Origin of the sequence: Kitasatospora sp. NPDC085895 (genome assembly GCF_040702125.1) — a bacterium.
In the GTDB taxonomy this organism is placed as follows: domain Bacteria; phylum Actinomycetota; class Actinomycetes; order Streptomycetales; family Streptomycetaceae; genus Kitasatospora; species Kitasatospora arboriphila.
Window position 1 is genome coordinate 13,284 of record NZ_JBFBJY010000080.1, and the last position, 25,740, is coordinate 39,023.

Sequence of the window (25,740 nt, forward strand, 5' to 3'; positions counted from 1 at the left end):
ACGAGCCGGACGAGCCGGGGGGTGCGTGCGGGGTGAGCACGGGGTTCCCGGACGGGCCGGTGCCCGAGGTGCCGCCCGGCTACCGGGTGGCCGGGCACCGGATCACCGGCCCGATCGGTGCGGGCGGCTGGGGCGCGGTCTACGCGGCGGTCCGGCGGCGGGACGGGGCGCCGGCGGCGGTGAAGATCCTGCCGGCCGCCCGGCTCGCTCCCGGCCAGTGTCGGCAGGCGAGCGAACTCGCCCGGCGGGAGGCGGAGTTCAGTGCTCGGGCGGAACACTCGCGGCTGATCAGGACGTTCGCCACCGCGGTGCTCCGCGACCCCGGACGGCCGGGCCTGGACGGCGCCGTGGTGCTGGTGATGGAGCGGGCGGAGCGGAGCCTCGCCGACCTGCTCGCCGAGGGCCGGGCGGTGCCGCCCGCGGAGGGTGCCCGGCTGCTCGCCGAGGTCTGCGAGGGCCTGGCCCACATGCACCGGCACGGTTGGGTGCACGGCGACCTCAAGCCGGGGAACGTCCTGCTGATGGCCGACGGTTCGGTGCGGCTCGCGGACTTCGGGCTGACCGCCGAACTCGACGGCACGCACGCCTACGTCCCGCCGCTCGGCACGCTCGACCACGTGCCGCCGGAGTGGTGGTCCGAGCGGAGCGGGGTGCGGGGGGTGGCGTTGCGGCCGAGCGCCGACGTCTGGGCGTTCGGGGTGCTGGCGCACCAGGTGTTCGCGGGTGGCACGCACCCCTTCCCGGGCGCGGCGGCCAGGGCGAGGGCGCTGGCGGCGCAGTCGTACGCCCGCGGCCGGGAGCGGTTGAGGCTGGACGAGCGGGTGCCGGGGGAGTGGCGGGCGCTGGTCGCGGACTGCCTGGCCGCGGACCGGGCGGCACGTCCGGCGGACGCGGCCGCCCTGGCCGCCCGGTTGCCGGCGTCGGCACCGGTCCGCCGGCCCCGGCGACGGCGCTGGGCGCCGGCGGTGGCCGTCGCCGCGGTGGGGGCGCTGGTCTGTGCCGCGGCGGTGGCCGTGCTCCCGGGGTCGCCGGACGGCACCGGCCCGGGCCGTCCGCGGGCGGTCCCCTCCGGCAGCCCGATCGGCAGTCCGTCCGGCGCGCTGCCCGGTGCACTGCCCGCGGACGCCGACGTGCCCGCGGTGCTGCGCGAGCCGATCGCCCGGGCCGCCCGGCGCTGCCCCGAACCGGAGGTGACCCCGGTGCTGCTGGCCGCGATGCTGAAGGCGGAGAGCGGCTTCGACCCGAAGGCCGCCCGGCCGGAGACCGGGGAGTACGGCATCGCGATGTGGACGCCGGCCGTGTTCAACGCCTGGGCGCAGGACGGCGACCTGGACGGCCGCAAGGACTACATGTCGCCGCCGGACGCCATCATCTCGATGGGCTCGTACGTCTGCTGGCTGGCGCAGCAGTTCAAGCGCCGGGGGCTCACGGACGACCTGCCGGGGCTGCTGGCGGCGGGCTACCGCACCAGCGACAAGTCCGTCGCGGAGGCCCGCGGGGTGCCCGAGCGGGTCCGGCCGCACGTGGCGAAGGTGGAGCAGTACCTCGCCGAGTACAGCCGGTGAGCCCGCCCGGGCGGGGTGGGTGAGCCTGCGTCAGCAGCTCGGCAGTCCGGGCACCGGCTGGTCGTTGTCGCCGCCGGAGAGGTAGACGACGTTCACCCAGACGCCCTTGTTGCCGCTGTCGTCGTCGGTCTTGGCCCACCAGTGGTTGCGGTACGGGCCGTCGACGACCTCGCTGCCGACGGCCTGGCAGTAGAAGTAGTTGGTGCCCGCGTTGAGGGTGCCGGCGCGGACGTTGCCGGCGAAGTAGGACGGTGCGGTCTTCCAGACGTTGCAGTTGTACTTGCCGCCGCCGATGCCGTAGCAGCCGCTCGCGGCCTCGGCGGAGGCCGGGACGAGGCCCGTCAGGGCGAGACCGACGGCGGCTGCGGCTCCGGCGAGGGCGAGCTTGCGCACAGCGAACATGGAACGCTCCTTGCGTCGTGGGAGTGGCCCCGGAGGGGGCCCCGACCGGTGGGCGGCCCGGTGGCCGTCCCCGTCTGACTCCAGGAAAGCCGAGCCGCGGTCTGCCCGGTACCTGACATCTGTCAGGGTGTCGGCCGCGGACCGGGGCCCCGGGCGGGGGTTTCGGGTCGAGGTTCCCGACCACCCTCTTTTCGTCGTATTGACGACAACCCTTCGGCCTGGTTATCGTCATCTGGACGAAAACGATTCGGGAGGGACCACCATGGCCGACATCACCAGGCGACTCGGATTCCGGCACCTGAGGGCCGCGCCCACCGCCCACATCCGCCACCTGCGCGGCGGCCGGCCCGTCCACCAGGGCACCGGCCTCGCCTTCTGGTTCCGCCCGCTCACCGCGGCCATCTCCGAAGTCCCGGTCGAAGACCGTGAGTTGGCGATGCTCTTCCACGCCCGGACGGCCGACTACCAGGACCTCGCGGTGCAGGCCACCGTCACCTACCGGATCACCGACCCGGCGGTGGCCGCCGAACGCCTCGACTTCGGCATCGACCCGGACACCGGCGCCTGGCGGGCCGAGCCGCTCGAACAGATCGGCACCCTGCTCACCGAGACCGCCCAGCAGCACGCCCTCGAACTCGTCGCCGCGACCCCGCTGGCCGGCACCCTCACCGACGGCATCACCGCCGTGCGCCGCCGCATCGCCGAGGGCCTCACCGGCGATGCCCGGCTCGCCGAGATCGGCCTCGCCGTGATCGCCGTCCGCGTCACCGCGCTCCGCCCCGAGGCCGAGACCGAGCGGGCGCTGCGCACCCCGGCCCGCGAGCAGGTCCAGCAGGAGGCCGACCGGGCCACCTACGAGCGCCGCGCCCTCGCCGTCGAGCGGGAGCGCGCCATCGCCGAGAACGAGATGGCCAACCGGATCGAACTCGCCCGCCGCGAGGAGGAACTGGTCGCCCAGGAGGGCGCCAACGCCCGCCGCCGCGCCGAGCAGGACGCCGAGGCGGACGCCGTCCGCGCCGAGGCCGAATCGGCCCGCCGCACCCGGCTCGCCGCCGCCGAGGCCGAGGCCGACCGGCTGACCGCCGCGGCCCGCGCCGAGGCCGAACGCGCCCTCGGCGAGGCGAAGGCCGCCGCCGAACAGGCCTGGCTCGCCGCCCACCAGCAGGCCGGCCCGGAGGTGCTGCGGGCGCTCGCCGTGATCCGCCTCGCCGAGCACCTGCCGAGGATCGACAGCGTCACCCTCACCCCGGACGTCCTCACCGGCCTGCTCAGCCGCCTCGGCGTCGGCGCCGGCAACGGCGACGGCGGTGCCCGATGACCCTCGCCCCGCGGGTGGTGCTCGTCCACCGCCGCACCGAGTACGAGGAACTGCTCGCCCGGCACGGCTCCCGCGGCCAGGCCGCGTTCTTCCTGGACTCCCGCGGCCGCTCGATCGCCGAGGCCGAGGAGCGCCACGACCGCACCCGCGCGGCGCTCGCCGCCGTCGCCGGGGCGATTCCCGGCGACTGGCGGCGCACCAGGGTCGAGCGCGCCGACCTCGACCGGTTCCTCTTCACCCCGGAGGACCTGGTGGTCGTCGTCGGCCAGGACGGCCTGGTCGCCAACGCCGCCAAGTACCTGACCGGGCAGCCCGTCATCGGCATCGACACCGACCCCGGCCGCAACCCCGGAGTCCTGGTCCGGCACCGGCCCGCCGACGCCGCCGAGCTGCTGCGCGCCGCCGCCGGACCGGGCGCCGCCGGAATGCTGGAGGAGCGCACCATGGTCGAGGCGGTGGCCGACGACAGCCAGCGCCTCCTCGCCCTGAACGAGGTCTACCTCGGCCAGAGCGGCCACCAGACCGCCCGCTACCGGCTCACCGCGCCGGGCGCCGCCGCCGAGGCCCAGGCCTCCTCCGGCATCCTCGTCGGCACCGGGACGGGCGCGACCGGCTGGTGCCGCTCCGCCTGGCTCGAACGCCGCTCCGAACTGCGCCTGCCCGAGCCGACCGGCGCCGCCGTCGCCTGGTTCGTCCGCGAGGCCTGGCCCTCCCCGGCCACCGGCACCGACCGGGTCCAGGGGCTGCTGGCCGGCGGCGAACGCCTGGAGGTCGTCGTCGAGTCCGACCGCCTGGTGGTCTTCGGCGACGGCGTCGAGTCCGACGCCCTCCAACTCGCCTGGGGCCAACGCCTGACCGTCGGCGTGGCCGCCGAACGCCTCCGCCTGCTCACCTGAGCCGTACCGGGCGGCCCCACGGTCGGCCCGTCCGCGCGTGGAACGGGGCCACCGTTCGGCGGCGGGGCGGGGCCCGGCGGAGGGGCGTGCGGTGCAGGTGAGCTGCGCTCCCACGAGCCCCCGGGCGACCCCGCGCGACGGTCCGCGCCCGGCGCGTCGTGGTCCACCGCTCTGCCACAGTGGCCGGGGCTCGGTCGGAGCCCCTCCACCGACAGGAAGGCCTCCCACATGGCACGTCGCTGGCTGGTCACCGGATGCTCGTCGGGGCTCGGCCTCGCCCTCGCCACCGCCGCGGCGGAGGCCGGCGAGTACGTCCTGGCCACCGCGCGCAAGCCGGACACCCTCGCCGAGCTGGCCGCCCGCCACCCGGACCGGGTCCTCACCGCCGCCCTGGACATCCGCGACCCGGGCCAGTGCGAATCCGCCGTCGCCACCGCCGTCGACCGCTTCGGCGGCCTGGACGTCCTGGTCAACAACGCCGCCAGCGGCCTGTTCGGCACCGTCGAGGAGGTCGCCGACGAGGAGCTCCGCGACCAGCTGGAGATCCTTGTCGTGGCCCCCTGGCGGCTCGCCCGGCTCGCCCTCCCGGTGATGCGCGCCCAGGGCGCCGGCCACATCGTGAACGTCTCCTCGCTGGCCGGCCGGATGGCCTTCCCCGGCCTCTCCGCCTACGTCGCCGGCAAGTACGCCCTGGAGGGGATGACCCAGGCCCTCGCCGCCGAGGCCGGACCCCTCGGCATCCGGGTCACCGCCGTCGAACCGGGCGGCTTCTCCACCGGCTACGGCGACGCCATCGCGCAGGCCGCGACCCGTCTGCCCGCCTACGCCGCCGGCACCGACCCGATGCGCGACGGCATGCACGCCATGCGGGACAACCCGCAGCTCGGCCGCCCCGAGGACTTCGCCCGCCACGTGCTCCGCCTGGTCGCCGCCGAGGAGACGCCCGTCCGGGTGCCCGTCGGCGAGGACGCCTACGCCTTCCTCGCCGCCGTCGACGAGGCCGCCCGCGCCGAACTCGCCGCCGCCCGCGCACTCGTCCTGGGCCGATGATCCACTGAGCCGTGGGGCCGCTGGGCCACTGAGCAGCCGGGCCGCCGATCGGCGGAGCTGTGGACGGACCGGCACCGCAACGGCCGACGGCCGCCTCCCCGGGTGACCGGGGAGGCGGCCGTCGGCGGCCGGGGCCGGGCTACCGCTGTTCGGGCGGCTGCTCGCCGAGGTGCTCGTTGATCTTCTGCTGGGCGGCGTCCACCTGGCCCTGGTACTTGCCCTGGGTCTTGGCGTCGACGGCGTCACCGGCCTTCTCGACACCCTTCTGGGCAGTGGACTCGTGGCCCTTCATCATGCTCTTGAGCTTGTCCAGCATCGACATCTGGCTTCCTCCTTCGGAGCTGCCGGTCTACCCACCATCGCCGACCCGGACGAGATCCACATCTCCAGGGCGCCCGGCGCCGCCCGGCACCGGCTCACTGCGGTGCGGCGGCCGCCCAGTACCCGGGTGCGGCATCCGTCCGGCGCCGCAGGTCGGCCCGGACCCGGACGGCCAGCCGCCGGGTGTCCCGGCGGTTCAGCACCGCACCGAGCCCCGCCCCGACCAGCAGCGGGAAGAGCGTGGGCAGCTTGCGCAGCGTGCTGCGGGTCAGCCGCTTGCGCACCTTGCGCCGCACCTCGGTGCCCACCGCCAGCCCCGTCACCGCCGCCACGCCCACCGGATGCGACGGCGTCACCGAGGCGAGCCCGCGCCGGTCCGCCCACGCCGTGACGTACGCGGCCGACCGCTGCGCGGGGCTGCCGCCCGCGGGCACGCCGTACACCTGGTGCAGCTCGGCGATCAGTTTGATCTCGACCGCCGCGACCACCAGCGTCTCCGCCGCGACCTCGGCGGCCATCGCCGTCGGCACCGGCAGCATCGCCGCCGCCCCGACCCCGGCGCCGACCGAGGCCGAGGCCCGCAGCGCCCCCGCCACCAGCAGGTCCGCCAGGGCCTCGGCGTCGCCGGCCTTCGGGTACTGCGCCCGCAACGTGGCCAGGTCCCGCACCGGGATCCGCGGCGCGGTCTGCAGCAGCCGTTCGGTCAGGGCCCGGCCGCCCACCCAGGTCACCCGCGCCGTCGCGGCACCCCCGCGCAGCAGCAGCCGGACCGTCGACGCCACCAGCGCGCCGGCCCGCCGGGCGGCCCGTCGCCGGCTCGACTCCGAGCCCTCCTCCATCTCGCGCGACATCGAGGCCAGCGCCTCCGCCGCGGCCTCCGGACCCATCTCCGCCCCCGCCGCCCCCGTTCCGTCATCCGGCGGTTCCGGCCGTCGCCTGCGCAGCAGTCCCATGCCGTCCCCGTACCCCTCCCCGCAAACCCGTACGCGGCCCACCGGCCCGCTCCACCCGACCAGTCCCATGAACGACCCGTCCCACGCACCCGAGGCGCCCCCTGTGACCCCCGTCACCACGCCGACCCCGGCGGTGCGCCGCGCGGACACCCCCTCCGGCGCGAGAATGATCGGGTGTCCGCCCCCTCAGAACTGCCGCGCTACTCCGGCCAGACGTCCTGCGGTGCCGACATGCGCACCCCGCTGCGGGACTTCCTCCGCACCGAGACCGGCAGCGCCGCCGTCCTGCTCGCCGCCACCCTGGCCGCCCTGGTCTGGGCGAACGTCGCCGCCGGGTCGTACGAGTCCTTCTGGGAGACCGTCCTCGCCGTGCGGCTGGGTGACGCCGGCATCTCCCTCGACCTGCGCGAATGGGTGAACAGCGGCCTGATGACGCTGTTCTTCTTCGTGGTCGGGCTGGAGGCCCGCCGCGAGTTCGACATGGGCGAGCTGCGCGAGCGCCGCCGGATCGCGCTGCCGCTGATCGCCGGGGTGTTCGGGATGGTCGTCCCCGTCGCGATCTTCCTCGCGGTCAACGCCGGGGACGGCGAACCGCACGGCTGGGGCACCGCGATGTCCACGGACACCGCCTTCGCCCTCGGCATGCTCGCCCTGTTCGGCAGCCGGCTGCCGGAGTCGCTGCGCACCTTCATCCTCACCGTCGCCGTCGTCGACGACTTCGTCGCCCTGGGCGTCATCGCCGTCGCGTACAGCGGCAGCATCGAGGTGCCGGCCCTGCTGGCCGGCCTCGGCATCCTCGCGGTGATCCTGCTGGCCCGGGCCGCCGGCCTGCGCCGCGGCGGTGTGTACGCGCTGCTCGCGGTGGCGCTCTGGGTCGCCCTGCTGAAGTCGGGCGTCGACCCGGTGGTCACCGGTCTGGCGATGGGCCTGCTGACGTACGCCTACCCGGCGTCCCGCGGCGACCTGGAGCGGGCGAGCGACCTGTTCCGGCTGTTCCGCGAGCAGCCCACCCCGGAGCTGGAACGCACCCTGCGGGCCGGCCTCGCCACCGCGATTTCCCCGAACGAGCGGCTCCAGCAGGTCTACCACCCGTGGACGAGCTACGTCATCGTGCCGCTGTTCGCGCTCGCCAACGCGGGCATCACCTTCTCCGGGGAGCAGCTGACCCGGGCCCTGCACTCGCCGGTCACGCTCGGCATCGTCCTCGGCTACGTGCTCGGCAAACCGGTCGGCATCCTCGGCTCGACGCTGCTCACCACCGCGTTCAGCCGCGGCCGGCTGCGGCCCCCGGTCGGCTGGGGCGCGGTGGCGGCGGGTGGCGCGATCGCCGGGGTCGGGTTCACGGTGTCGCTGCTGATCGCCACCCTGGCGTTCGACGGCCCGCTGCTGGACGAGGCCAAGGTCGGCATCCTGGCCGCGGTGGTCTGCGCCTCGGCCGTGACCTGGGTGATCACCCGGCTGATCGCGCTGATGCCGCGGACCGGCCGGATGCGGGCGCTGCTCGGCACCTCCGAGTCCATCATCGACCTGGCGGCCTCCGTGGACGTCGAACGCGACCACGTCCGCGGCCCGCTCGACGCGCTGGTGACCGTCGTCGAGTACGGCGACTTCGAGTGCCCGTACTGCGGCCAGGCCGAACCCGTCGTCCGCGAGCTGCTGGCCGGTGCCGGTGACATCCGCTACGTCTGGCGCCACCTGCCGCTGAACGACGTCCACCCGCACGCCCAGCTGGCCGCCGAGGCGGCGGAGGCCGCCGGGATGCAGGGCGCGTACTGGGAGATGCACGACCTGCTGCTGGCCCACCAGGGGGCGCTGAAGATCCACGACCTGCTGAAGTACGCCGAGACCGTCGGGGTGGACGGCGAGCGGTTCGAGGTCGACCTGCGGGCCCGGGCGGGTGCCGTCCGGGTCTCCGAGGACGTCGACTCGGCGGACCTCAGCGGCGTCTCCGGCACCCCCACCTTCTTCGTCAACGGGCGCCGGCACTACGGCGCCTACGACATCGCCAGCCTCAAGGAGGCGGTCCGCGCCGCCCGCGAACGGGCCGCCCTGGTCCGCTGAGACCCGCCCCCGCCACCGCTGCACGGCGACGCGCCCGCCCCCGCCCGGGTGCACCCTGGTCGGAGGGGCGGAGTCGGCCCGCGGCGCACCCGGGGCCCGGCCTCCGCCGCGGCAGTCGGAAGGAGGCCCCAGGTGGCCAGCGCCGGCCCCGGCAGCGGGGGCCCGCAACCCGACGCCCGCACGGACCTCCCCGACACGTCCGCCGAGCCCGTGCCCCAGCGCTGGCGCGCCCTGGTGGTCTGCCTGATCGCCGGCTTCATGACCCTGCTCGACGTCAGCATCGTCAACGTCGCCCTGCCGACCGTCCGCACCGGCCTGCACATGTCGCAGAGCGGCCTGCAGTGGGTGCTCAGCGGCTACGCCCTGGCCTTCGGCCTCGCCCTGGTGCCCGCCGGACGGCTCGGCGACGCCCGCGACCGGCGCGCCGTCTTCCTGACCGGCCTCGCCCTGTTCACCGCGGCCAGCGCCCTGTGCGGCGCCGCCCAGAACGAGGCCTGGCTGATCACCGCCCGGCTGGTCCAGGGCCTCGCCGGCGGCATCATCGTGCCGCAGGTCTCCGGCTTCATCCAGACCTCCTTCCCCGGCCCCGAACGCGGCCGGGCCTTCGGCATGCTCGGCGCCGTCATCGGCATCTCCACCGCCGTCGGCCCGCTGCTCGGCGGACTGCTCATCGAACTCGCCGGCCCGCAGCACGGCTGGCGCTGGGTCTTCCTGGTCAACGTCCCGATCGGCGTCGCCGCGCTGCCGGTCGCCCGCCGCCTGCTGCCGGACCCGCCGCCCCGCCCCGCAGGCCGTGCTCGCCACAGCGACCTCGACCCGGTCGGCATCCTGCTGCTGGGCGCCGGCACCACCGCCCTCCTGCTGCCCTTCGTCCAGGAGCAGTGGCACGACCGGGCCCGCTGGCTGCTGCTGCCCGTCGCCGTCCTGCTGCTCACCGCCTTCGCCGCCTGGGAGAGCAGGTACGGGCGCCACCGCGAACCGCTGGTCAGCATGGACCTCTTCGCCCGCCGCTCCTACGCCGCCGGCACCCTGCTCTCACTGCTGTACTTCGCCGGGTTCACCTCGGTCTTCTTCGTCTTCACGCTCTACCTGCAGGCCGGACTGCACTACACCGCGCTCGCCGCGGGACTGGCGATCACCCCGTTCGCCGTGGGCTCCGCGGTGGCGGCGGCCGTCGGCGGCCGACTGGTCGCCCGGCGCGGGCGGCGGCTGGTCGCGCTCGGCCTGGCCTCCGTGCTGGTCGGCCTGGGCGGCGCCGCGCTCGCGGCCCACCTGACCTCGGGCGACAGCACCGGCTGGGCCACCGCCGCGCCGCTGCTGCTCGCCGGGGCCGGCAGCGGCCTGGTCATCGCCCCCAACCAGACGGTCACCCTGCAGGAGGTCCCGGTCGTCCGGGCGGGCAGTGCCGGCGGGGTGCTGCAGACCGCCCAGCGGATAGGCTCCGCCGTCGGCATCGCGGTGGTCGGCTCGGTCTTCCTCGGCCACGCGGGCGGCGCCCCGGACGCCTGGACGGGCGCCTTCCAGCTCGGCATCGCCGTCTCCGCCGCGTTCGTCCTGGTGGCCCTCGCCGTGGCAGCCGCCGACATCCGCGGCCACCACCCGCCGCCGCCCGAGAAGGCCCTGCGCTGACCTGACCCCGCCGTCGCACCCGTACGGCATGCTGGTCCCCGTACGTCACACAGGGGTGCCGCCGGGGCGGGAGACGCGGCGGCCACGGGCGCCGGGGGATCCCATGATGGGTGGAGCGTCGGACGACTGGTGGGTGCTGCTGTTCTACCCGGTCGTGTTCTGGGTCCCGCTCGGGCCCTTCGTCATGGCCGCGCTCGGGGTGTGGAACGCCCGCGAGCCGGGGCTGTGGCCGCGGCTGTGGTCGGTGCTGCTGCCGCTGGAGCCGGTGGTGACCCTGGGCGTCGTCGCCTGCCGCCCGGGCAAGGAGCCCGGCGACTACCTCATGTACGTCGGCGGCTACGTCCTCGGCATCACGGTGCTGCCCTGGCTGCTCGGCTGGGGCATCACCCGTGCGGTCCGGGCCGTCCGCGCCCGCCGCGGTCCGGACGCGGGCCCCGGGGCCGCCTGACCCCGTGCGTCCGGCGGGAGCCGCCGGGCGGTTGGATCCGCCGCGGACGGACAGACGCGCGGGCGTGGACCGACTTCGCAGACACACGCTGGCCCGGCGACGGACCGTCGCCCGACCCGGGCCCAGCGCCCGGGTGCGCCGCCGTGCCCCCGACCGGCCGACCCGGCTGCGCCGCCGCGGCTGGAAGGACGCACTGCGCGGTACCGGACGGGAGATCCTCGACGACGACCTCTCCGACCGGGCCGCCGCGCTCACCTACTACGGCGTCCTCGCGATCTTCCCGACCCTGCTGCTGCTCGTCTCGCTGATCGGCCTGGTCGGGCGGTCCGCCACCGAGCAGATGCTCGACAACCTGCGCACCTGGACGCCCGGCCCGGCCCGGGACATCCTCCGCGGCGGCGTGGAGGGGCTGCGGCGCAGCCACGGCACCAGCGGCGTCCTCGCCGTCCTCGGCCTGGCCGGCGCGCTCTGGTCCGCGTCCGGCTACATCGCCGCGTTCATCCGCGCCGCCAACGCGGTCTACGACATCCGCGAGGGTCGCCCGGCCTGGAAGCTGACCCCGCTGCGGCTCGGTCTGACGGTGGTCCTGATGCTGCTGCTCGCCGGGAGCTCCGTGATCGTGGTGTTCACCGGGCCGATCGCGCAGCGGGCCGGCGAGGTGCTCGGGATCGGCGACGTCGGGGTGCAGATCTGGTCGATCGCCAAGTGGCCGGTGCTGCTCGTCCTGGTCACGCTGATGATCGCGCTGCTGTACTGGGCCGCGCCCAACGTCCGCGGCCGCGGCTTCCGCTGGGTGTCGCCCGGCAGCGTGCTCGCGGTGGCGCTCTGGATCGGCCTGTCCGCCGGCTTCGCCGCCTTCGTGGCGAACTTCTCCTCCTACAACCGGACCTACGGCACCCTCGCGGGAGTGATCGTCTTCCTGGTGTGGCTGTGGCTGACGAACCTGGCGATCCTGTTGGGGCTGGAGTTCGACGCCGAGCTGTCGCGGGCGCGCGCCGTCCAGGGCGGCCTGCCGCGGACGCACGAGCCCTACGTCCAGCCGCGCTCCACGGAGACCTGGGACGACGCCGATTCCGGTGGCGGCCCCTGAGCGGAGGGGAACCAGCGATGGCGGCGCACCGGACCGACCCCGGCGGGGTGGGGCGGCGGCCCGCGCGCCGCCGTCCGGCCGTACGGCGTCGCCCGGACGGGGGAGCCCCGCGGTGACCGGCGGCCAGCACCTCCAGGGGCGGCCGCTGCCGCGGTCCGGCGGCCCGCGGCAGGGCGGTCCGCGGGCGCGGCTGGCCGAGGCGGCCCGGGAGACCTGGCGGCGCGGCCGGGAGATCGAACTGCTGCACCGCTCGATGGCCTTCGCCGCGCTCTGCTTCGTCACCGTGGTGCCGCTGCTGGTCGTGATCGCCGCCGCCTCGCCTACCAGCGGCAGCGGGATCGCCGACTGGATGATCGACGGCCTCGGACTGTCCGGCCGCTCGGCCGCCGCGGTGGACGAGCTCTTCGCCTCCCGCCGCGAGGTCGTCACCACCACGACCGGGCTGAGCCTCGCCGCCCTGGCGGTCTTCGGGGTGTCGCTGATGGCGGCGGTGCAGAACGCCTACGAGCGGATCTGGCAACTGCCGCCGGGGGCCTGGCACTCGGTGTGGCGCCAGGTGGTGGGCCTCGGCGGGCTGATCGGCTACGTGCTGCTGGCGGCCTGGAACGGGGTGCCGTGGCACCGCTCCGGCGCCCAGCCCGCCCTGCGGGTGGCGGCGACCCTGATCGGCGGGCTGCTCTTCTTCTGGTGGCTGCCGCGGCTGCTGCTCGGCTCCCGGGCGTCCTGGCGCGCGCTGCTCCCGGGGGCGGTGCTGACCGTGTGCGCCCTGGTCGGGCTGCGGGTGTTCTCCCGGCTGGCGTTCGCCCCGATGATCGTCTCCAACGCGGTGTCCTACGGGGCGATCGGCACCGTGCTGGTGGTGCAGTCCTGGCTGATCGGCGTCGGCTACTGCGTGTACGCGGGCGCCCTGGCCGGTCAGGCCCTGCAGCGCCCGCCCACCCCGCGGCGCCGCGGCCCCCGCTGAGGACGCCCCGGCCCCGCCGGGCAGGACCGGCCGGTTCAGAGCGACAGGACGCGGCGCTCGCCCGGGTGCACGGTGAAGCAGGAACCGCGCAGCCGGACCCGGATCGGCTCCTCGCGGCCCTCGCGCAGCGAGACGGTCACCGTGCGCCGGTCGACCGCGACCGTCACACCCCGGTGGCCGCGGTAGTGCAGGTCCAGCTCCAGCCGTCCCAGTGCGGAGGGCAGCCGCGGGTCGAGCCAGAGCGCGTCCTCGCGGATCTCCAGGCCGGTGTAGCAGCGCTGCAGCAGGTCCACGGTGCCGGCCATCGCGCCGAGGTGGATGCCCTCGGCGGTGGTGCCGCCCTGCAGGTCCTCGCGGTCGGCGGCCAGCGCGTCGCGGAAGAACCGCCAGGAGGCCCGGCGGTCCGAGCGGGTCAGCACCCAGGCGTGCACCACCGCGCTGAGGGTCGAGCCGTGCACGGTGCGCGGCAGGTAGTGGCGGACGGTGCGGCGCAGCAGCTCCTCCCCGGCCGGGTAGCCGAGCCGGCGCAGCAGGCCGCGGACCTCGCGGGCGGAGAACAGCTGGAAGAGCATCAGGGCGTCCGCCTGCTTGGAGGCCTTGTAGCGGTTGACGGTGTCGCCCTCCGCCTCCAGGATCCGGTCGAGGCGCCGCAGGTCGGGGTAGTGCCGCCGGTAGCGTTCCCAGTCGAGTTCGGCGAGCCGTTCGTAGCCCTCGAACTGGCTGAGCACGCCGTCGTGGAAGGGCACGTGCAGGCGCCGACCGACCTCCTGCCAGCGGTCCCGTTCGGCCCGGTCGAGGTCGAGACGTTCCAGCAGTTCGTCGCGCCGGCGGCCGGGCAGAGCGTCGAGGGCGTCCAGGCCGCGGGCCAGCACCCAGGAGGCGAGCACGTTGGTGTACGCGTTGTCGTCCAGACCGGGCCGGTCGGCCCACGGGTAGGCGTCGTGGTACTCGTCCGGGCCGAGCACGCCGCGGATCGAGTACCGCCCGCGTGCCGGGTTCCACTCGGCGGCCGAGGACCAGAACCGGGCGATCTCCAGGAGCATCTCGGCGCCGGTGTCGGCGAGGAAGCCGCGGTCGCCGGTGGCCTGGTAGTACTGCCAGACGTTGTAGGCGACGGCCGAGCCGACGTGCCGCTGCAGATGGCTGTGGTCGGGCAGCCAGCGGCCGGACATCGGGTTGAGGTGCAGTCGCTGCGACTCCTCGCGGCCCTCGCTGCCGCTCTGCCAGGGGTACATCGCGCCGCGCAGTCCGGCCTCGCGGGCGGCGCTGCGGGCCGCGCCGAGCCGCCGGTGCCGGTAGTCGAGCACGGCCCGGGCGAGTTCCGGGAAGCGCAGGTCGAGCAGTTGGAGGACGAAGAGCTCGTCCCAGAAGACGTGGCCGCGGTAGGCCTCGCCGTGCAGCCCGCGGGCCGGGATGCCGACGTCCAGGCCGACGGAGTGCTCGGAGTAGGTCTGCAGCAGGTGGAAGAGGTGCAGGCGGAGCGTGCCGATCCCGTCGAAGTCGGCCTCGATCCGGCAGCGGCGCCACAGCTCGGCCCAGCGCAGCGCGTGCTCGTCGGCCAGCTGCCCGAAGTCCCCGGCCGACGCGGCGAGCACGGTCGCGGCGTGCAGCGGGTCCCCGGCGGCCGGGTCGCGGTCGGTGCAGACGGCCACGGTCTTCTCCACCGTGACGGGCACGCCCTGCTCCGCGCCGACGGTGAGGATCTGCGCCGCCCGGCCGGGTTCGGTGTGCACGGCGGTGACGACGGGGACGGGGGCGCCGGCCCGGTGGGCGCGGGTGCGGGCGGCGAGGGCGATGCGCCGCGGCGGGTCGGCGGTGGCGACCTCCAGCAGGAGCAGGCCGTCCGGTCCGGCGCCCTGCTCCACCGGGTGGAGGTGGTGCCTGGTCAGCCCGTGGTAGCGGGCCACGCCGGAGTTGGTGACGGTGCCGTCCAGCGCCGAGCGGACCTCCAGCGGCCCGGACCAGTTCTCCGGCAGCAGCTCGGTCTCCAGGGCGACCAGGTGCGGCCGGGCCTGGCTGGCGATCCGCCGCTGGACGAGCCGGGTCCGCCGGCCCTCGCCGTCCTCCACCAGGGCGTGCCGGGTCAGGACGCCCCGGCGCAGGTCGAGCACCAGGCGCTGGGCCGCGGGCGGGCCGGTGAACCAGGTGCCGCCGGCCGGCCGGAAGGTGAGCGGCAGCCAGTTGGGGCAGTTGACCAGGTCCTCGTTCTCGACCTGCCGCCCGCCGACGGCGGTGGCCGTGCGGTCGTAGCAGCCGGCCAGGTACGTCCCCGGGTAGTGGACCCCGTCGGCGGTGGACTCCGGTGCGGCGCCGCGGGTGACCAGGTAGCCGTTCCCCACCGCGCAGAGCGTCTCGCGCACGCCCTCCGCGGCCGGGTCGAAGCCCTCGTACGCGAGCTGCCAGTCCTCCGCGGGACGGCGCACCGCTCCACCTCACCCTCGCGACGGCATCCCCGGGCAGCCACGCTATGCCGCCGTTCGGGCGGCCGCATCCGGTTGCCGCCGGTCGTCCGGAGGCCGGGCGGTGGGGCCGTTCGGCCCGTGACCGACCCTCCGGCCTGGCGTTCGCGGCGCCGCGGTCCGACGCTGGAACGGGGACACCGGAGCGACGTCGCACGAACGGTCAGCGCACATGGACGAGATCGGCAGCACCCCGGCCACCGGCCACCCGGAGGACATCGCCCGGCGGGTCGTCACCCGCTGCCGCCAGCTCGGGCTGAGCCAGGACGAGGCAGCCGCCAAGGCCGGCATGTCGCCGCGCTACTTCGGCCAGTTGCTGGACTTCGGTCCGGACTTCGACCCCGACGCCGTCTTCCGGCTGGCCCGGGTCCTCGGCCTGAGCCAGGTCGACCTCGTCGAGGGCCGCGCCGACGCTCCGCCCGGCCTCTCGCCGGCCCCCGCCCGCGCCCGACTGCTCAGGCTCACCGAGCAGGAGTGCTGGGAGCGGCTCGGCACCCACGGCGTCGGCCGGATCGCTCTTCCCGGGGAGCGGTTCCCGCTCGTCCTGCCGGTCAACTACACCGTGGACGGCAGGGCGGTCGCCTACCGCACCGCCGACTTCGGCGCTGCGGCCGCCGCGGCCGGGGAGGACGTCGCCTTCGAGGTGGACCGGGTCGACGACCGCCGTCGCAGCGGCTGGAGCGTCCTGCTCGGCGGCCGGGCGGAGCGGGTCCGCGAGCCGGAGGCCCAGCAGCGGCTGACCGGGCTCGCCGCCGCCGAGCCCTGGGCGGGCGGCCACCGCAGCCTGTGGATCCGGATCGTCCCGGAGCGGGTGACGGGCCGGGTGGTCGGACCGGCCGACGGGCGGGACGGCGGCGCCGGGCCGTGAGGAACCGGACCGGCACCGCCGGAGCGGTCAGCCGGGCAGGCCGGGCAGGCGGTGGCGTTCGGCAGGGTCGGGCGCGTCGAGGACGGCGTCGTACGGGGCCGGTGCCGGGGACGCCGTGAGGCCGCTGCCGCCGGCCGGGGGCAGGCCGGCCCAGCGGAGCAGGGCGTCGGTGGCCAGGGTGCGGTCGGCCGGGGCGAGGGCGGTGATCGAGGCGCCGTGGTTGCCGTCGGCCACCGTCAGCACGTGGCTGTCGCGGGTCCGGGCGGAGACGGAGAAGCGCTCGGCGCTCCACGGGTCCCGGCCGCCGTACACGAAGAGGGTGTTGCGGGCGTTCCGGCGGATCCAGCGGTCGACGTCCCGGGTCGTGCCCGGGTCGAAGGGGCGCCGGGCGACCTTGTCCGGGATGTAGTCCCACACCGAGATCCGGTACTTCAGCAGGCCCTTGAGCTGCGGGTACGCCACCTCGGGCGCGCCGAGCTCGGTGGCCGCCTGGTAGTAGTACGGCGCGTAGTACGAGAGCGTCTGGTCGGTGTAGAAGGAGAAGCCGTCGACGGCGTCGAACCAGTCCCACAGCTGCTGGTCGGTGGCGTCCCGGCCGGGGACGGCCGCGCAGTCGGCCTCGGTGCCGTACTGCCAGAACGCCCACGGCGTGTCGACGACAACGGCCTCCAGGGCCTTGTCGGCGCTGCCCATGTACTCGGCGGAGAAGGTGTAGCCGTTGTCGCGGGCGTACTGCTCGTAGCGGGCGGTGAGCGCGGTGCGGCGACGCAGCGCCTCCACCTGGGCGCCGGCGATCGCGGCCCGGCACTCGGGGGTGCCGTTGCTGCGGATGACGTCCGCGTAGGCGCGGTCGCCGGGCCGGGCGGCGTCGTCCGGGGCGACGTAGGCGACCGTGCCGTCCATGTCGCCAGGGTGGAACCGCTCGTAGTGGGCGGCGTTCATGCCGCCCTTGCTGCCGCCGGTGGCGATCCAGCGGCCGGGGTAGAGCGCCTTCAGCGCCGTGAAGACCGCGTGCTGGTCGGCGGTGGCCTGACGGACGTTCAGGGTCGACCAGTCGCCGCCGGTGGCGGGCTCCGAGCCGCGGAAGAACCGGTACTCCAGGGAGACCTGGTTGGCGTCGAGCAGCCGGGTGGGCTCGGAGCGGGACGGGCCGGGGTCGGCCGGCAGTCCGTAGCCGCTCGCGGAGAGGACGGTCGGCCGGTCGGCGCCGCGGTGCAGCACGGTGAGCCGCTGCTGGAAGCTGCCGCGCCCGGGGTGGTCGTGGTCGACGGGCTGGGTGTAGGTCAGCACGAAGAAGCGGTAGCCGTCGACCGGCTTCTCCTGGACGACGGTCATGCCCGGGACCGCGGCGAGCCGGTCCTTGAGGTCGGTGTCCCGGGTCGCGGCCGCGGCGGCGGGCGCGCCGGTGCGGGCCGGGCCGTCCGCGGCGAACGCGGGGGCGGGGAGCAGACAGGCGGACACGAGGCCCGCCGCGAGGGTGGTCCACAGACGGCTGCGCAACAGGGGTCTCCCGGGGCGGCGAAGTCAAGCGACGGTGTAAGTGCGTTTAACCCGTCGCACAACCTAGGCGCGGCCCGGCCCGGCCACAAGGGTTTTGACGGAATGTCATGTTCGCGGATCGGGGTCCGGCGCGCCGCCTTCGCCCGGTGCGCCCGCGTCCTCCCGGGGGAGGGCGGCGCGGCGCCGCGAGGTCTCGCCCAGCGCCGCCAGGTCCTGGCCGCCGCGGCCGTGCGCCACACCCTCCAGCAGGGCGTCGCGCAGCACTCCGGCGAGCGGCATCGGCACCCGGGCGGCGGCCGCGGTGTCCAGCGCCAGGCCGACGTCCTTGAACCCCAGGTCGAGCCGGAACCCGGCGGGCTCGTACCGCCGTTCGGCGATCATCGCGCCGTACCCCTCGTACACCGGGCCGGGGAAGACCGTGCCGGTCAGCACGGACAGCAGGTCCTCGGCGGCCAGCCCGCTCGCCTCGCCGAGCGCGGTCGCCTCCGCCACCGCCTCGACCGCCGAGACCAGCACGAAGTTGGCGCAGATCTTGGCCGTGTTGGCGATCTCCGGCCGGTCGCCGAGCCGCCAGGTCCGCCGCCCCATCGCCTCGAACAGCGGGGCGGCCCGGTCCAGCGCGTCGGCCGGACCGGCCGCCAGGATCGCCAGGTTGCCGGCCGCGGCGACCTCGCCGCGGCCCAGCACCGGCGCCGCCACGTAGGCCACCCCGTGCCGGGCGTGCAGCTCCGCCGCCCGGCGCGCCAGCGCGGGGGAGACGGTGGCCATGTTGACGTGCAGGCCGGCCGCCGCCGAGGCCAGCGCCTTCTCGTCGAGCAGCACCGACTCCACCGCGGCGTCGTTCGCGAGCATCGACACCACGGCCTGGCACCGCCACACCCCGCCCGGCCCGTCGGCCGCCGCGGCGCCCTCCGCGACGAGCTCCCGCACCGGCTCCGGCGACCGGTTCCACACCGTCACCCGGTGTCCGGCCGCCAGCAGTTGCCGGACCATCCCGCGGCCCATCGTGCCCAGACCGACGAATCCCACGTCCACCGTGCCGACTCCCTGCCTCGTGGTCCGCGGGGCCCGGCCGGGCCCCGCGGGGTCGTACCGGTGATCGTAGGCGTACCCGGCGGCCGTCAGCCGGTGACGGCGAGTTCGGCGACCACCGCCCGGTGGTCGGTGCCCGGCAGGGTGCGCTCGGCGACGGTGACGGCCTTCAGCCCGTCGCCGTGCAGCACGTGGTCGAGCTGCAGCACCGGCGGCAGCACCGGGCGGTCCGCGGGCCAGGTGCCGTCGAAACCCCGGCCGAGCTCGGCGTGGGTGTCGGTCAGGCCGGTGCCGAGCAACCGCCGCATCGGCGTGTGGTCCAGCGTGGCGTTGAAGTCACCGAGCAGGACGGCGTTGCGAGCCCGCCCCGCCACGTCCGAGCGGAGCGCGTCGAAACCGGCCGCCCACTTCCGCGAATCGCCCAGCGGGTAGTAGGTGTGCACGGCGACCACCCGCACGGTACGGCCCTCCACCGCCACCTCGGCCGAGGTCGGCTCGTCGGAGAACGGCGCGTCCGCCACCCGGGCCGCGGAGAGCGGCAGCCGCGAGTACAGCGCCGTGTCGGAGTAGCGGCCCGCCACCTTGTACGGCAGCACCCCGGCCATCCCGGCGCGCTCCAGGGCGTTCGCCAGACCCGGGTTCGACTCCTCGACCGCGAGCACGTCCACCCGCTCCTCACGGGCCAGCCGGACCAGCGCCGCCGGATCCACCTGCCCCAGGTAGGCGTTGCTGGTGGCGAGCCGCAGCCGCGGCGCGGACGTCGGCACCCCGCCCCCGTCCCCGACGAACCGCGGCACCAGCCAGAACAGCTGCACCGCGGTCAGCGCGAGGGCCACCGCCGTGAGCGCCCGGGACCGCAGCAGTGCCGTGGTGAACAGCACCAGCACGCTCAGCAGCGCCACGTACGGCACGCCCGCGACCGGCAGCGACAGGTCCGTCCCGTCGTCCAGCCCGCCGAGCCGCACCACGATCAGCGCGGCCGGCACCAGCAGCACCAGCGCGCAGCAGGCCAGCACGGCGAGCCGCAGCGCACGCAGCCACCCGGGCGCGGCCGGCGGCGCAGCAGGGGCCTCGACCTCCGTCACAACACCGACCATCCGACACTCCCGCCTCCCGCGCCCGCGCACCGGGCGCCGCTCGACCGCCGCCGCACCGCCCGGCACCGCCTCCGCGGTGATCACCGGGCGGCGACGTCGACTGGAGACGCGGGGACGGGGCCGGACGGTTCCGCCGGTCGTCACGGCCGGCCGGGAGGCCCCCGCGACACGCCCGGACCCGCCGCGGGCGACGGAGGGTCAGCCCGACGGGCGGTCAGGAGCCTTGACGGACCCGGTCGGCGTAGGAGGTACGGCGGACGGACCGGACACGCGGGCGACAAGGTGCGGGGCCGACGGGCGGACCGTAGCTTCCGTGGCATGGACATCAACCGTCGTCTGGTGCTGCGCCGTGCCCTGCATGCCGTCGCCGCCGGGGCCGTGACCGCGCTGCCGGCCATGGCCCGCCCGCGCCGTTCGGCCGCCGCCGACGGCCCGCCCGCGGCGGCGGTGCCGCCGGCCGCCGCGGCCCTCCCCGTCCCGGCCGAGCCGCCGATCGTACTGCGCTCCGCCTGGCAGTCCGTGGATCCGGTGCCGAAGGTGCAGTACGACCGGGCGGTGCGGGCGGTGCTCGTGCACCACACCGACGACCCGAACTCCTACACCGCGGACGAGGTGCCCGACATCCTGCGGGCGATCCACCGCGACCACCTGGAGTTCCGCGGTTGGGACGACATCGGCTACAACTTCCTCGTCGACCGCTTCGGCCGGATCTGGGAGGGCCGCCTCGGCGGCGTCGACCGCCCGGTCGTCGGCGCCCACACCATGGGCTTCAACCGCGACACGGTCGGCATCGCGGCGATCGGCACGTACAACGCCGGGACGGAGGTCCCGCAGGCCGTGCTGGACTCGATCGCCCGGCTGGCGGCCTGGAAGCTCGGCCTGCACGGGGTGCGCGCCGACGGCCGCTCCGAACTCACCTCCACCAACAGCGGCAGCCGGTTCCCGGTCGGCGCCCGGCACGCGTTCAACGCGGTCTCCGGCCACCGGGACGCCTTCTACACCCTCTGCCCGGGCGAGTCGCTGTACGCCGCGATCCCCGACATCGTCGACCGGGCCCGCCGCCTCCAGCAGGAGGCCGCGGCCGCCTCCGGCGCACCGCAGGCCCCGGCGGCGGCTCAGACCGGCTTGACCGCGTAGAGCTCCAGGTGGCCGCAGGCCGGGCAGCGGAAGGCGTCGACCTGCCAGCGCGGCTTGCCCATCCGCTTCGCCACGCCGAAGATGCCGCGCTCCAGCACACCCGGTATCCACCGGGCGTAGCCGTAGGACGACTGGCCGGTGTCCTCGACGAAGCCCGGCTCCAGCCCGACGGCACTGCACTGCGTGCACTTCAGGTTCTCCACGGCAGGGAGTGTAGGAGGCGTTCGGGCGGCTGTGCGAGGGCCTTGGCCGAGCCGGCGGCTCCGAGGGCCGCCGACGCCCGCCCCGGGGCACGCGGCAGCCCCCCGCGGTCGCCGGGACGGACCCCGTCCGCGGCTCCGGGCGGGGCCGCTCGGGCGGTCGCCGCGCGTTGGTGACGCACCCGGGCCCGGCCAGGCGGCAGACTCGTGGCACCAGCAGACGGATCGGGGAGAGTGGAGGTGGCCGGGTGGCCCGCGTGCCGCTGCTGTCGCTGCGCGGGATCTCCAAGCGGTACGGCACCCTGCAGGCCCTCAGCGACGTGGACCTGGAGGTCGTCCACGGCGAGGTGCTCGCGCTCGTCGGCGACAACGGCGCCGGCAAGTCCACCCTGATCAAGGCGATCGCCGGGGTGAGCGCCCCGGACTCCGGCGTCATCGCGTGGGAGGGCCGGCCGGTCGAGCTGCGACGGCCCCGCGATGCCCAGCAGCTCGGCATCGCCACCGTCTACCAGGACCTCGCGCTCTGCGAGAGCCTCGACGTGGTCGCCAACCTCTACCTCGGCCGCGAGCTGCGCCGCTTCGGGACGCTGCGCGAGGTCGAGATGGAGCGGCGTTCGCGCGCCCTGCTGCAGCGCCTCTCGGTGCGGCTGCCCAGCCTGCGGATCCCCGTGCTGTCCCTCTCCGGCGGCCAGCGCCAGGCCGTCGCCATCGCCCGGTCCCTGATCGGCGACCCCAAGCTGGTGATGCTCGACGAGCCGACCGCCGCCCTCGGCCTGGAGCAGAGCTCGCAGACCCTCGACCTGATCCGGCGGCTGCGCGAGCAGGGCCACGCGGTCATCGTCATCAGCCACAACCTCGACGACGTGCAGGCCGTGGCCGACCGGGTGGCGGTGCTGCGGCTCGGCCGGAACAACGGCGTGTTCGAGGCGAAGTACACCACCCAGGAGCAGATCACCGCCGCGATCACCGGCAGCCACCCGATGGCCGTCACCCTGCAGCAGAGCCTGCTGCCGCGCGGCCTGCCCGAGCAGGACGCCGTGGACGCCGCCTACCGTTACCTGCCCGCGCACGCGGGCGTCGGCGGCGACTGGTTCGACGTGATCCCGCTCTCCGGCGCCCGGGTCGCGCTGGTCGTCGGCGACGTCGTCGGCCACGGCCTGCACGCCGCCGCCACCATGGGCCGGCTGCGCACCGCCGTGCACAACTTCTCGGCGCTCGACCTCGCCCCGGACGAACTGCTGACCCACCTCGACGACGTGGTCAGCCGGATCGACCAGGAGGAGACGGCCGGCGGCATGGAGGGCGCCATCATCGGCGCCACCTGCCTGTACGCCATCTACGACCCGGTCTCCCGGCGGTGCCGGCTGGCCCGGGCCGGTCACCTGCCGGCCGTCCTCGTCCACCCGGACGGCACGGTGGAGATCCCCGACACGCCCGTCGGCCCGCCGCTCGGCCTGCGCGGCATGCCGTTCACCACCGCCGAGCTGGAGGTGCCCGAGGGCGCCCAGCTGGTGCTCTACACCGACGGGCTGGTGGAGGCCCGGACGAGGGACATCGACATCGGGCTCGAGCTGCTGCGCGCCTCGCTCTCGCACGCCGACCGCAGCCCGGAGGAGACCTGCCGGGCCGTGCTGGAGGAACTCCTGCCGCACCGCCCGGAGGACGACGTGGCGCTGCTGGTCGCCCGCACCCGCGCGCTGCCCGCCGACCGGGTCGCCGAGTGGGCGGTGCCGGCCGACCCGGCGGCCGTCGCCGAGAGCAGGGCCGCGGCCAGCGCCCAGCTGCGCCGCTGGGACCTGGAGCTGCTGGAGCCCGGCACGGAACTCGTCCTCAGCGAACTGGTCACCAACGCGATCCGGCACGCCGCCGGCCCGATCCGGGTGCGGCTGCTCTTCGACCGGTCGCTGATCTGCGAGGTGTCCGACGGCAGCAGCACCTCGCCGCGGCTGCGGCAGGCCTCCTCGACCGACGAGGGCGGTCGCGGCCTGTTCCTGGTCGCGCAGATCGCCGAGCGCTGGGGCACCCGCTACACCGACACCGGCAAGGTCATCTGGGCCGAGCAGAACCTGCCCTGAGACGCATCGGTCAGCGCCGGCGGACCCGGGCCGCGAGCACCGCCACGTCGTCCTCCGCGGCCTCCGGCGTCAGCGCGTGCAGCACCGAGTCCAGCAGGTCGTCCAGGTCGCCGGCGGCGGGCAGCCGCAGCGCGGCGAGCCGGGCCAGCGAGGCGTCGATGTCCTCGCCGCGCCGCTCCACCAGGCCGTCGGTGTACAGCAGCAGCACCTGGTCGGGCAGCAGTTCGCGGGCCTGCTGCTGGTAGCCGCCGAGGCCGGTGCCGAGCGGCGGGCCGGTCGGCACCGCGACCAGGTCGGTCGGCCGGTCCGCGAGGACGAGCGCGGGCGGCAGGTGGCCGGCGCTGGAGAACGTCCACCGGTTGCGGCCCGGGTCGGCGAGCGCGAGCAGGCAGGTCGCCGGACGCGAGGACTCGTTCTCCGAGATCAGCGCGTCCAGCTGGCGCAGGATGCGGTGCGGCGGCAGGTCCATCCCGGCCACGTCCCGCAGCATCGAGCGGTAGGTGCTCATGTCGACCGCGGCCTCCACGCCGTGCCCCATGACGTCGCCCATCACCAGCAGGGTCCGCCCGAACGGCAGCCGGACGGTCTCGTACCAGTCGCCGCCCACCACCGAGCTGGTGCCCGAGGGCAGGTAGCGGGAGGCGAGCTCCAGGTTCGGATGCGGGTTGCCCGGCTCGGCGAGCAGCGCCCGCTGCAGCTGCAGGGCGATGCCCTGCGAACGGGTGTAGCGGCGGGCGTTGTCGATCCCGACGGCGGCCCGCCCCGCGAGGTCGCCGACCAGCACCGTGTCGTCCTCGGTGAAGGCCCGCGCGGACTCGCCGGCGCGGGCCAGCGACAGCACCCCGAGGACGCGGCCGCGCGCGGTCAGCGGGACGGCCAGCACCGAGTCCAGCCCGGCCGCCCGGTACGCGGCCGGGCCGGCCTCCTCCGCGGAGCCGGGCCAAGTGCCCTCCCGCACCGGCGCGGCCACCGGACGGCCGGTGCGCAGGCACCGGGCGACGGCCGAGCCCTCCGGGTGGCGCACCGATTCGCCGGGGCGGGCCAGCGGGGCCAGGTACGGCTTCAGGGCGGCCGTGCAGACCGCGGCGGCCCGGTGCAGCCGCAGCGTGCCGCCCGGTGCCCCGCGCTCGACCGCCTCCGGCGCCAGCAGCTCGACGGTCGCCAGGTCGGCCAGTGCGGGCACCGTGAAGTCGGCGAGCTCCACGCAGGTGGTGTCGACGTCCAGGGTGGTGCCGATCCGGCCGGCGGCGGCGTCCAGCACGGCCAGCCGGATCCGGGCCTGTTCCAGCTCGTGCGGCAGGTCCGGTCCGGTCGCCGGCGGCCGCGGCTCCTCGGCCGGGCCGAGCGCGGCGACCACCAGCCCGGCCGTCCGGCCGCCGATCACCAGCCGCCGGGCGCGCAGCCGCAGCCGGGGCACCGCGGGGTGCCCGGCGGACGGCTCGCGCGGGCTGCCGTCGACGAGGACCGCGTCCAGCGCGGGCGCCGCGGCGGCGAGCGCGGTGGCGGCCACCGCCCGGCCGAGCAGCCGCTCCGGGCCGACCGCCGCGGTGCGGCAGAACACCGGGTTCGCCCAGCGCCAGCGCAGGTCCGGGCCGACCAGCGCGAGGCCGACCGGGGCGTCCGTCAGGACGTGCCGCAGCAGCTCCTCGCCGCCCGTGGCCAGCGCGGCCGCCGCCCGGTCGATCGAGTCCCGCGCGGCGATCGAGGCGGCGGCGTCCCGGCCCGAAGCCTCCGCGTGCAACGCGCCTCCTCGGCCGTGTCGGCACCCCACTGCCCAGGATCACGCGGGCCGGAGCCGGGCGCATCCAATGCCGCCCCGGCCCGGCCCGCGCGGGACCACCGGGCCCGGTTCCGGGTGCCGGGCCGCCGGTCAGGGCGAACACTGGAGCTGTGCGGGCGAGCCGTGGCCCCGCGCCGCGGCGCGACCGTGCGCCGCCCCGGCCGAGGACCACCCATGAGCACAGACCTGAGACGTGTCGCCGTCATCGGTGACTGTCCGCTCTTCCGGCGCGGCCTGGCCCAGGCCGTGGACGCCGCGGAGGACCTGGTCTGCGCGGTCGGTGCGGCGTCGGTGCACGAGGCCGAGGCCGACCTCGAAGCGGGCGACGTCGTCCTGCTCGACCTGAAGTTACCGCCCGGCGAGCTCGCCGAGGCCGCCCACCGGCTCGCCGGCCGCGGCCTGGCCGTGCTGGTGCTGTGCTCCGACTCGCAGCGCGACGTGCTGCCCCCGATGCAGGCCGGCGCCCGCGGCTGCCTCAGCCGGCAGGCGGGCGAGATCGAACTGCTCGCCGCGATCCGCCTGGTCGCCGCCGGCTGCTCCTACGTCTCCGCCGATCTCGCCCTCCGCCCCTGGCCGGAGGCCGAGACCCGGGTCACCGACCGGGAACGGCAGATCCTCGCGCTGCTCGCCGGCGGCGAGACCGACCACGGCATCGCCCGGCGGCTGGGCATCAGCGAGCACACCGTCCACTCCCACCTGGACCGCCTCCGCGACAAGGTGGGCTCCCGCCGCCGCGTCGACCTGACCCGTTTCGCCCTCGCCCACGACATCCTCCCGGGCGACCCGCGCGATCCCGCCTGAGAAAGTGTTGGGTAATCGGATGATTACTGGTTCTTGAGGTCGTCGGCGAGGCGGCGGGCTGCTTCGGTCTCGATGGGGCCGTGCGGTTCGATCT

Annotated in this window: 21 protein-coding genes and 2 pseudogenes; 14 read left to right on the plus strand and 9 right to left on the minus strand. The window is 75.9% G+C overall.

All coding sequences use genetic code 11. The features are described from left to right. The first annotated feature begins 32 nt into the window (after nucleotides 1–32). Nucleotides 33–1,565, plus strand: coding sequence for a serine/threonine-protein kinase (locus AB0442_RS33805; protein ID WP_366167423.1), 1,533 nt, complete (start codon nucleotides 33–35; stop codon nucleotides 1,563–1,565). Between the two features lie 30 nt (nucleotides 1,566–1,595). On the opposite strand, the gene AB0442_RS33810 is transcribed toward AB0442_RS33805, so the two are convergent. Beyond that, entirely contained in the window at nucleotides 1,596–1,967 is a 372-nt protein-coding gene (locus tag AB0442_RS33810) for a hypothetical protein (protein WP_344624737.1), read from the minus strand. A 262-nt stretch (nucleotides 1,968–2,229) separates the two neighbouring features. On the opposite strand from AB0442_RS33810, the gene AB0442_RS33815 reads away from it, so the two are divergent. From AB0442_RS33815 to AB0442_RS33825, 3 genes are all read left to right on the plus strand, one after another. Beyond that, nucleotides 2,230–3,285, plus strand: a complete 1,056-nt coding sequence (locus AB0442_RS33815; protein WP_366167424.1) for an SPFH domain-containing protein — start codon at nucleotides 2,230–2,232, stop codon at nucleotides 3,283–3,285. Continuing rightward, nucleotides 3,282–4,181 carry a hypothetical protein gene (locus AB0442_RS33820; RefSeq protein ID WP_366167425.1) on the plus strand — a complete coding sequence of 300 codons (900 nt, stop codon included), beginning with the start codon at nucleotides 3,282–3,284 and terminating at the stop codon, nucleotides 4,179–4,181. The genes AB0442_RS33815 and AB0442_RS33820 overlap by 4 nt, the downstream gene beginning before the upstream one ends. Before the next feature lie 228 nt (nucleotides 4,182–4,409). After that, nucleotides 4,410–5,231 (plus strand): SDR family oxidoreductase, encoded by an 822-nt coding sequence (locus AB0442_RS33825; protein WP_366167426.1) that lies wholly within the window; start codon nucleotides 4,410–4,412, stop codon nucleotides 5,229–5,231. Nucleotides 5,232–5,370: 139 nt separating this feature from the next. Here the strand turns inward: AB0442_RS33825 and AB0442_RS33830 are convergent, their stop codons facing one another. Both AB0442_RS33830 and AB0442_RS33835 read right to left on the minus strand, forming a co-directional pair. Beyond that, the gene (locus tag AB0442_RS33830) at nucleotides 5,371–5,553 is read right to left on the minus strand and encodes an antitoxin (RefSeq protein ID WP_366167427.1); all 183 of its coding nucleotides are present in this window, start codon (nucleotides 5,551–5,553) and stop codon (nucleotides 5,371–5,373) included. Between the two features lie 94 nt (nucleotides 5,554–5,647). Next, entirely contained in the window at nucleotides 5,648–6,439 is a 792-nt protein-coding gene (locus AB0442_RS33835; RefSeq protein ID WP_363545049.1) for a hypothetical protein, read from the minus strand. 297 nt (nucleotides 6,440–6,736) lie between these two features. On the opposite strand from AB0442_RS33835, the gene nhaA reads away from it, so the two are divergent. The 5 genes from nhaA to AB0442_RS33860 all read left to right on the plus strand — a co-directional run bounded on the left by nhaA (nucleotide 6,737) and on the right by AB0442_RS33860 (nucleotide 12,697). Continuing rightward, complete coding sequence (nhaA, locus tag AB0442_RS33840; RefSeq protein ID WP_366167438.1) at nucleotides 6,737–8,566, plus strand: Na+/H+ antiporter NhaA; 1,830 nt, start codon at nucleotides 6,737–6,739, stop codon at nucleotides 8,564–8,566. Nucleotides 8,567–8,776: 210 nt separating this feature from the next. Further along, a complete protein-coding gene (locus AB0442_RS33845; protein ID WP_366167439.1) occupies nucleotides 8,777–10,195 on the plus strand; it encodes an MFS transporter in 1,419 nt (472 codons plus the stop codon). 106 nt (nucleotides 10,196–10,301) lie between these two features. After that, nucleotides 10,302–10,643, plus strand: coding sequence for a hypothetical protein (locus tag AB0442_RS33850; protein WP_366167428.1), 342 nt, complete (start codon nucleotides 10,302–10,304; stop codon nucleotides 10,641–10,643). A gap of 88 nt (nucleotides 10,644–10,731) precedes the next feature. Further along, the gene (locus AB0442_RS33855; RefSeq protein ID WP_366167440.1) at nucleotides 10,732–11,733 is read left to right on the plus strand and encodes a YihY/virulence factor BrkB family protein; all 1,002 of its coding nucleotides are present in this window, start codon (nucleotides 10,732–10,734) and stop codon (nucleotides 11,731–11,733) included. Between the two features lie 112 nt (nucleotides 11,734–11,845). After that, nucleotides 11,846–12,697, plus strand: coding sequence for a YhjD/YihY/BrkB family envelope integrity protein (locus tag AB0442_RS33860; protein WP_366167429.1), 852 nt, complete (start codon nucleotides 11,846–11,848; stop codon nucleotides 12,695–12,697). Nucleotides 12,698–12,732: 35 nt separating this feature from the next. On the opposite strand, the gene AB0442_RS33865 is transcribed toward AB0442_RS33860, so the two are convergent. After that, nucleotides 12,733–15,120 (minus strand): glycosyl hydrolase family 65 protein, encoded by a 2,388-nt coding sequence (locus tag AB0442_RS33865; protein ID WP_366167430.1) that lies wholly within the window; start codon nucleotides 15,118–15,120, stop codon nucleotides 12,733–12,735. Between the two features lie 208 nt (nucleotides 15,121–15,328). On the opposite strand from AB0442_RS33865, the gene AB0442_RS33870 reads away from it, so the two are divergent. Further along, nucleotides 15,329–16,024 (plus strand): pyridoxamine 5'-phosphate oxidase family protein, encoded by a 696-nt coding sequence (locus AB0442_RS33870; protein ID WP_366167431.1) that lies wholly within the window; start codon nucleotides 15,329–15,331, stop codon nucleotides 16,022–16,024. Between the two features lie 27 nt (nucleotides 16,025–16,051). On the opposite strand, the gene AB0442_RS33875 is transcribed toward AB0442_RS33870, so the two are convergent. The 3 genes from AB0442_RS33875 to AB0442_RS33885 all read right to left on the minus strand — a co-directional run bounded on the left by AB0442_RS33875 (nucleotide 16,052) and on the right by AB0442_RS33885 (nucleotide 19,641). Next, nucleotides 16,052–17,524, minus strand: coding sequence for a S28 family serine protease (locus AB0442_RS33875; protein WP_366167432.1), 1,473 nt, complete (start codon nucleotides 17,522–17,524; stop codon nucleotides 16,052–16,054). Between the two features lie 105 nt (nucleotides 17,525–17,629). After that, nucleotides 17,630–18,559, minus strand: coding sequence for an NAD(P)-dependent oxidoreductase (locus tag AB0442_RS33880; protein WP_366167433.1), 930 nt, complete (start codon nucleotides 18,557–18,559; stop codon nucleotides 17,630–17,632). 86 nt (nucleotides 18,560–18,645) lie between these two features. Further along, nucleotides 18,646–19,641: an endonuclease/exonuclease/phosphatase family protein gene (locus AB0442_RS33885; protein WP_366167434.1), complete on the minus strand. Its 996-nt coding sequence runs from the start codon at nucleotides 19,639–19,641 to the stop codon at nucleotides 18,646–18,648. A 330-nt stretch (nucleotides 19,642–19,971) separates the two neighbouring features. On the opposite strand from AB0442_RS33885, the gene AB0442_RS33890 reads away from it, so the two are divergent. Next, complete coding sequence (locus AB0442_RS33890) at nucleotides 19,972–20,790, plus strand: peptidoglycan recognition protein (RefSeq protein WP_366167435.1); 819 nt, start codon at nucleotides 19,972–19,974, stop codon at nucleotides 20,788–20,790. On the opposite strand, the gene AB0442_RS33895 is transcribed toward AB0442_RS33890, so the two are convergent. Continuing rightward, the gene (locus AB0442_RS33895) at nucleotides 20,769–20,993 is read right to left on the minus strand and encodes a hypothetical protein (protein ID WP_344624723.1); all 225 of its coding nucleotides are present in this window, start codon (nucleotides 20,991–20,993) and stop codon (nucleotides 20,769–20,771) included. The two genes, AB0442_RS33890 and AB0442_RS33895, sit on opposite strands and share 22 nt — an antisense overlap. Nucleotides 20,994–21,310: 317 nt before the next feature. On the opposite strand from AB0442_RS33895, the pseudogene AB0442_RS33900 reads away from it, so the two are divergent. Both AB0442_RS33900 and AB0442_RS33905 read left to right on the plus strand, forming a co-directional pair. Next, a pseudogene (locus tag AB0442_RS33900) lies at nucleotides 21,311–21,742 on the plus strand (ATP-binding cassette domain-containing protein); the annotation flags it as partial. Nucleotides 21,743–21,970: 228 nt separating this feature from the next. Further along, a pseudogene (locus AB0442_RS33905) lies at nucleotides 21,971–23,065 on the plus strand (ATP-binding SpoIIE family protein phosphatase); the annotation flags it as partial. Nucleotides 23,066–23,075: 10 nt separating this feature from the next. On the opposite strand, the gene AB0442_RS33910 reads toward AB0442_RS33905, so the two are convergent. Then, nucleotides 23,076–24,806 carry a GAF domain-containing SpoIIE family protein phosphatase gene (locus tag AB0442_RS33910; RefSeq protein ID WP_366167436.1) on the minus strand — a complete coding sequence of 577 codons (1,731 nt, stop codon included), beginning with the start codon at nucleotides 24,804–24,806 and terminating at the stop codon, nucleotides 23,076–23,078. Nucleotides 24,807–25,019: 213 nt separating this feature from the next. Between AB0442_RS33910 and AB0442_RS33915 the strand changes: the two genes are divergently transcribed. Further along, complete coding sequence (locus AB0442_RS33915) at nucleotides 25,020–25,646, plus strand: response regulator transcription factor (RefSeq protein ID WP_366167437.1); 627 nt, start codon at nucleotides 25,020–25,022, stop codon at nucleotides 25,644–25,646. The last annotated feature ends 94 nt before the right edge of the window (nucleotides 25,647–25,740 follow it).

Bases quoted from the DNA above. Each gene is read 5' to 3' on its own strand.
- AB0442_RS33830 (WP_366167427.1), bottom strand. From the start codon at position 5,553: ATGTCGATGCTGGACAAGCTCAAGAGCATGATGAAGGGCCACGAGTCC.
- AB0442_RS33890 (WP_366167435.1), top strand. From the start codon at position 19,972: ATGGACATCAACCGTCGTCTGGTGCTGCGCCGTGCCCTGCATGCCGTC.
- AB0442_RS33850 (WP_366167428.1), top strand. From the start codon at position 10,302: ATGGGTGGAGCGTCGGACGACTGGTGGGTGCTGCTGTTCTACCCGGTC.
- AB0442_RS33820 (WP_366167425.1), top strand. From the start codon at position 3,282: ATGACCCTCGCCCCGCGGGTGGTGCTCGTCCACCGCCGCACCGAGTAC.
- AB0442_RS33835 (WP_363545049.1), bottom strand. From the start codon at position 6,439: ATGGGTCCGGAGGCCGCGGCGGAGGCGCTGGCCTCGATGTCGCGCGAG.
- AB0442_RS33815 (WP_366167424.1), top strand. From the start codon at position 2,230: ATGGCCGACATCACCAGGCGACTCGGATTCCGGCACCTGAGGGCCGCG.
- AB0442_RS33915 (WP_366167437.1), top strand. From the start codon at position 25,020: ATGAGCACAGACCTGAGACGTGTCGCCGTCATCGGTGACTGTCCGCTC.
- AB0442_RS33870 (WP_366167431.1), top strand. From the start codon at position 15,329: ATGGACGAGATCGGCAGCACCCCGGCCACCGGCCACCCGGAGGACATC.
- AB0442_RS33810 (WP_344624737.1), bottom strand. From the start codon at position 1,967: ATGTTCGCTGTGCGCAAGCTCGCCCTCGCCGGAGCCGCAGCCGCCGTC.
- nhaA (WP_366167438.1), top strand. From the start codon at position 6,737: ATGCGCACCCCGCTGCGGGACTTCCTCCGCACCGAGACCGGCAGCGCC.
- AB0442_RS33825 (WP_366167426.1), top strand. From the start codon at position 4,410: ATGGCACGTCGCTGGCTGGTCACCGGATGCTCGTCGGGGCTCGGCCTC.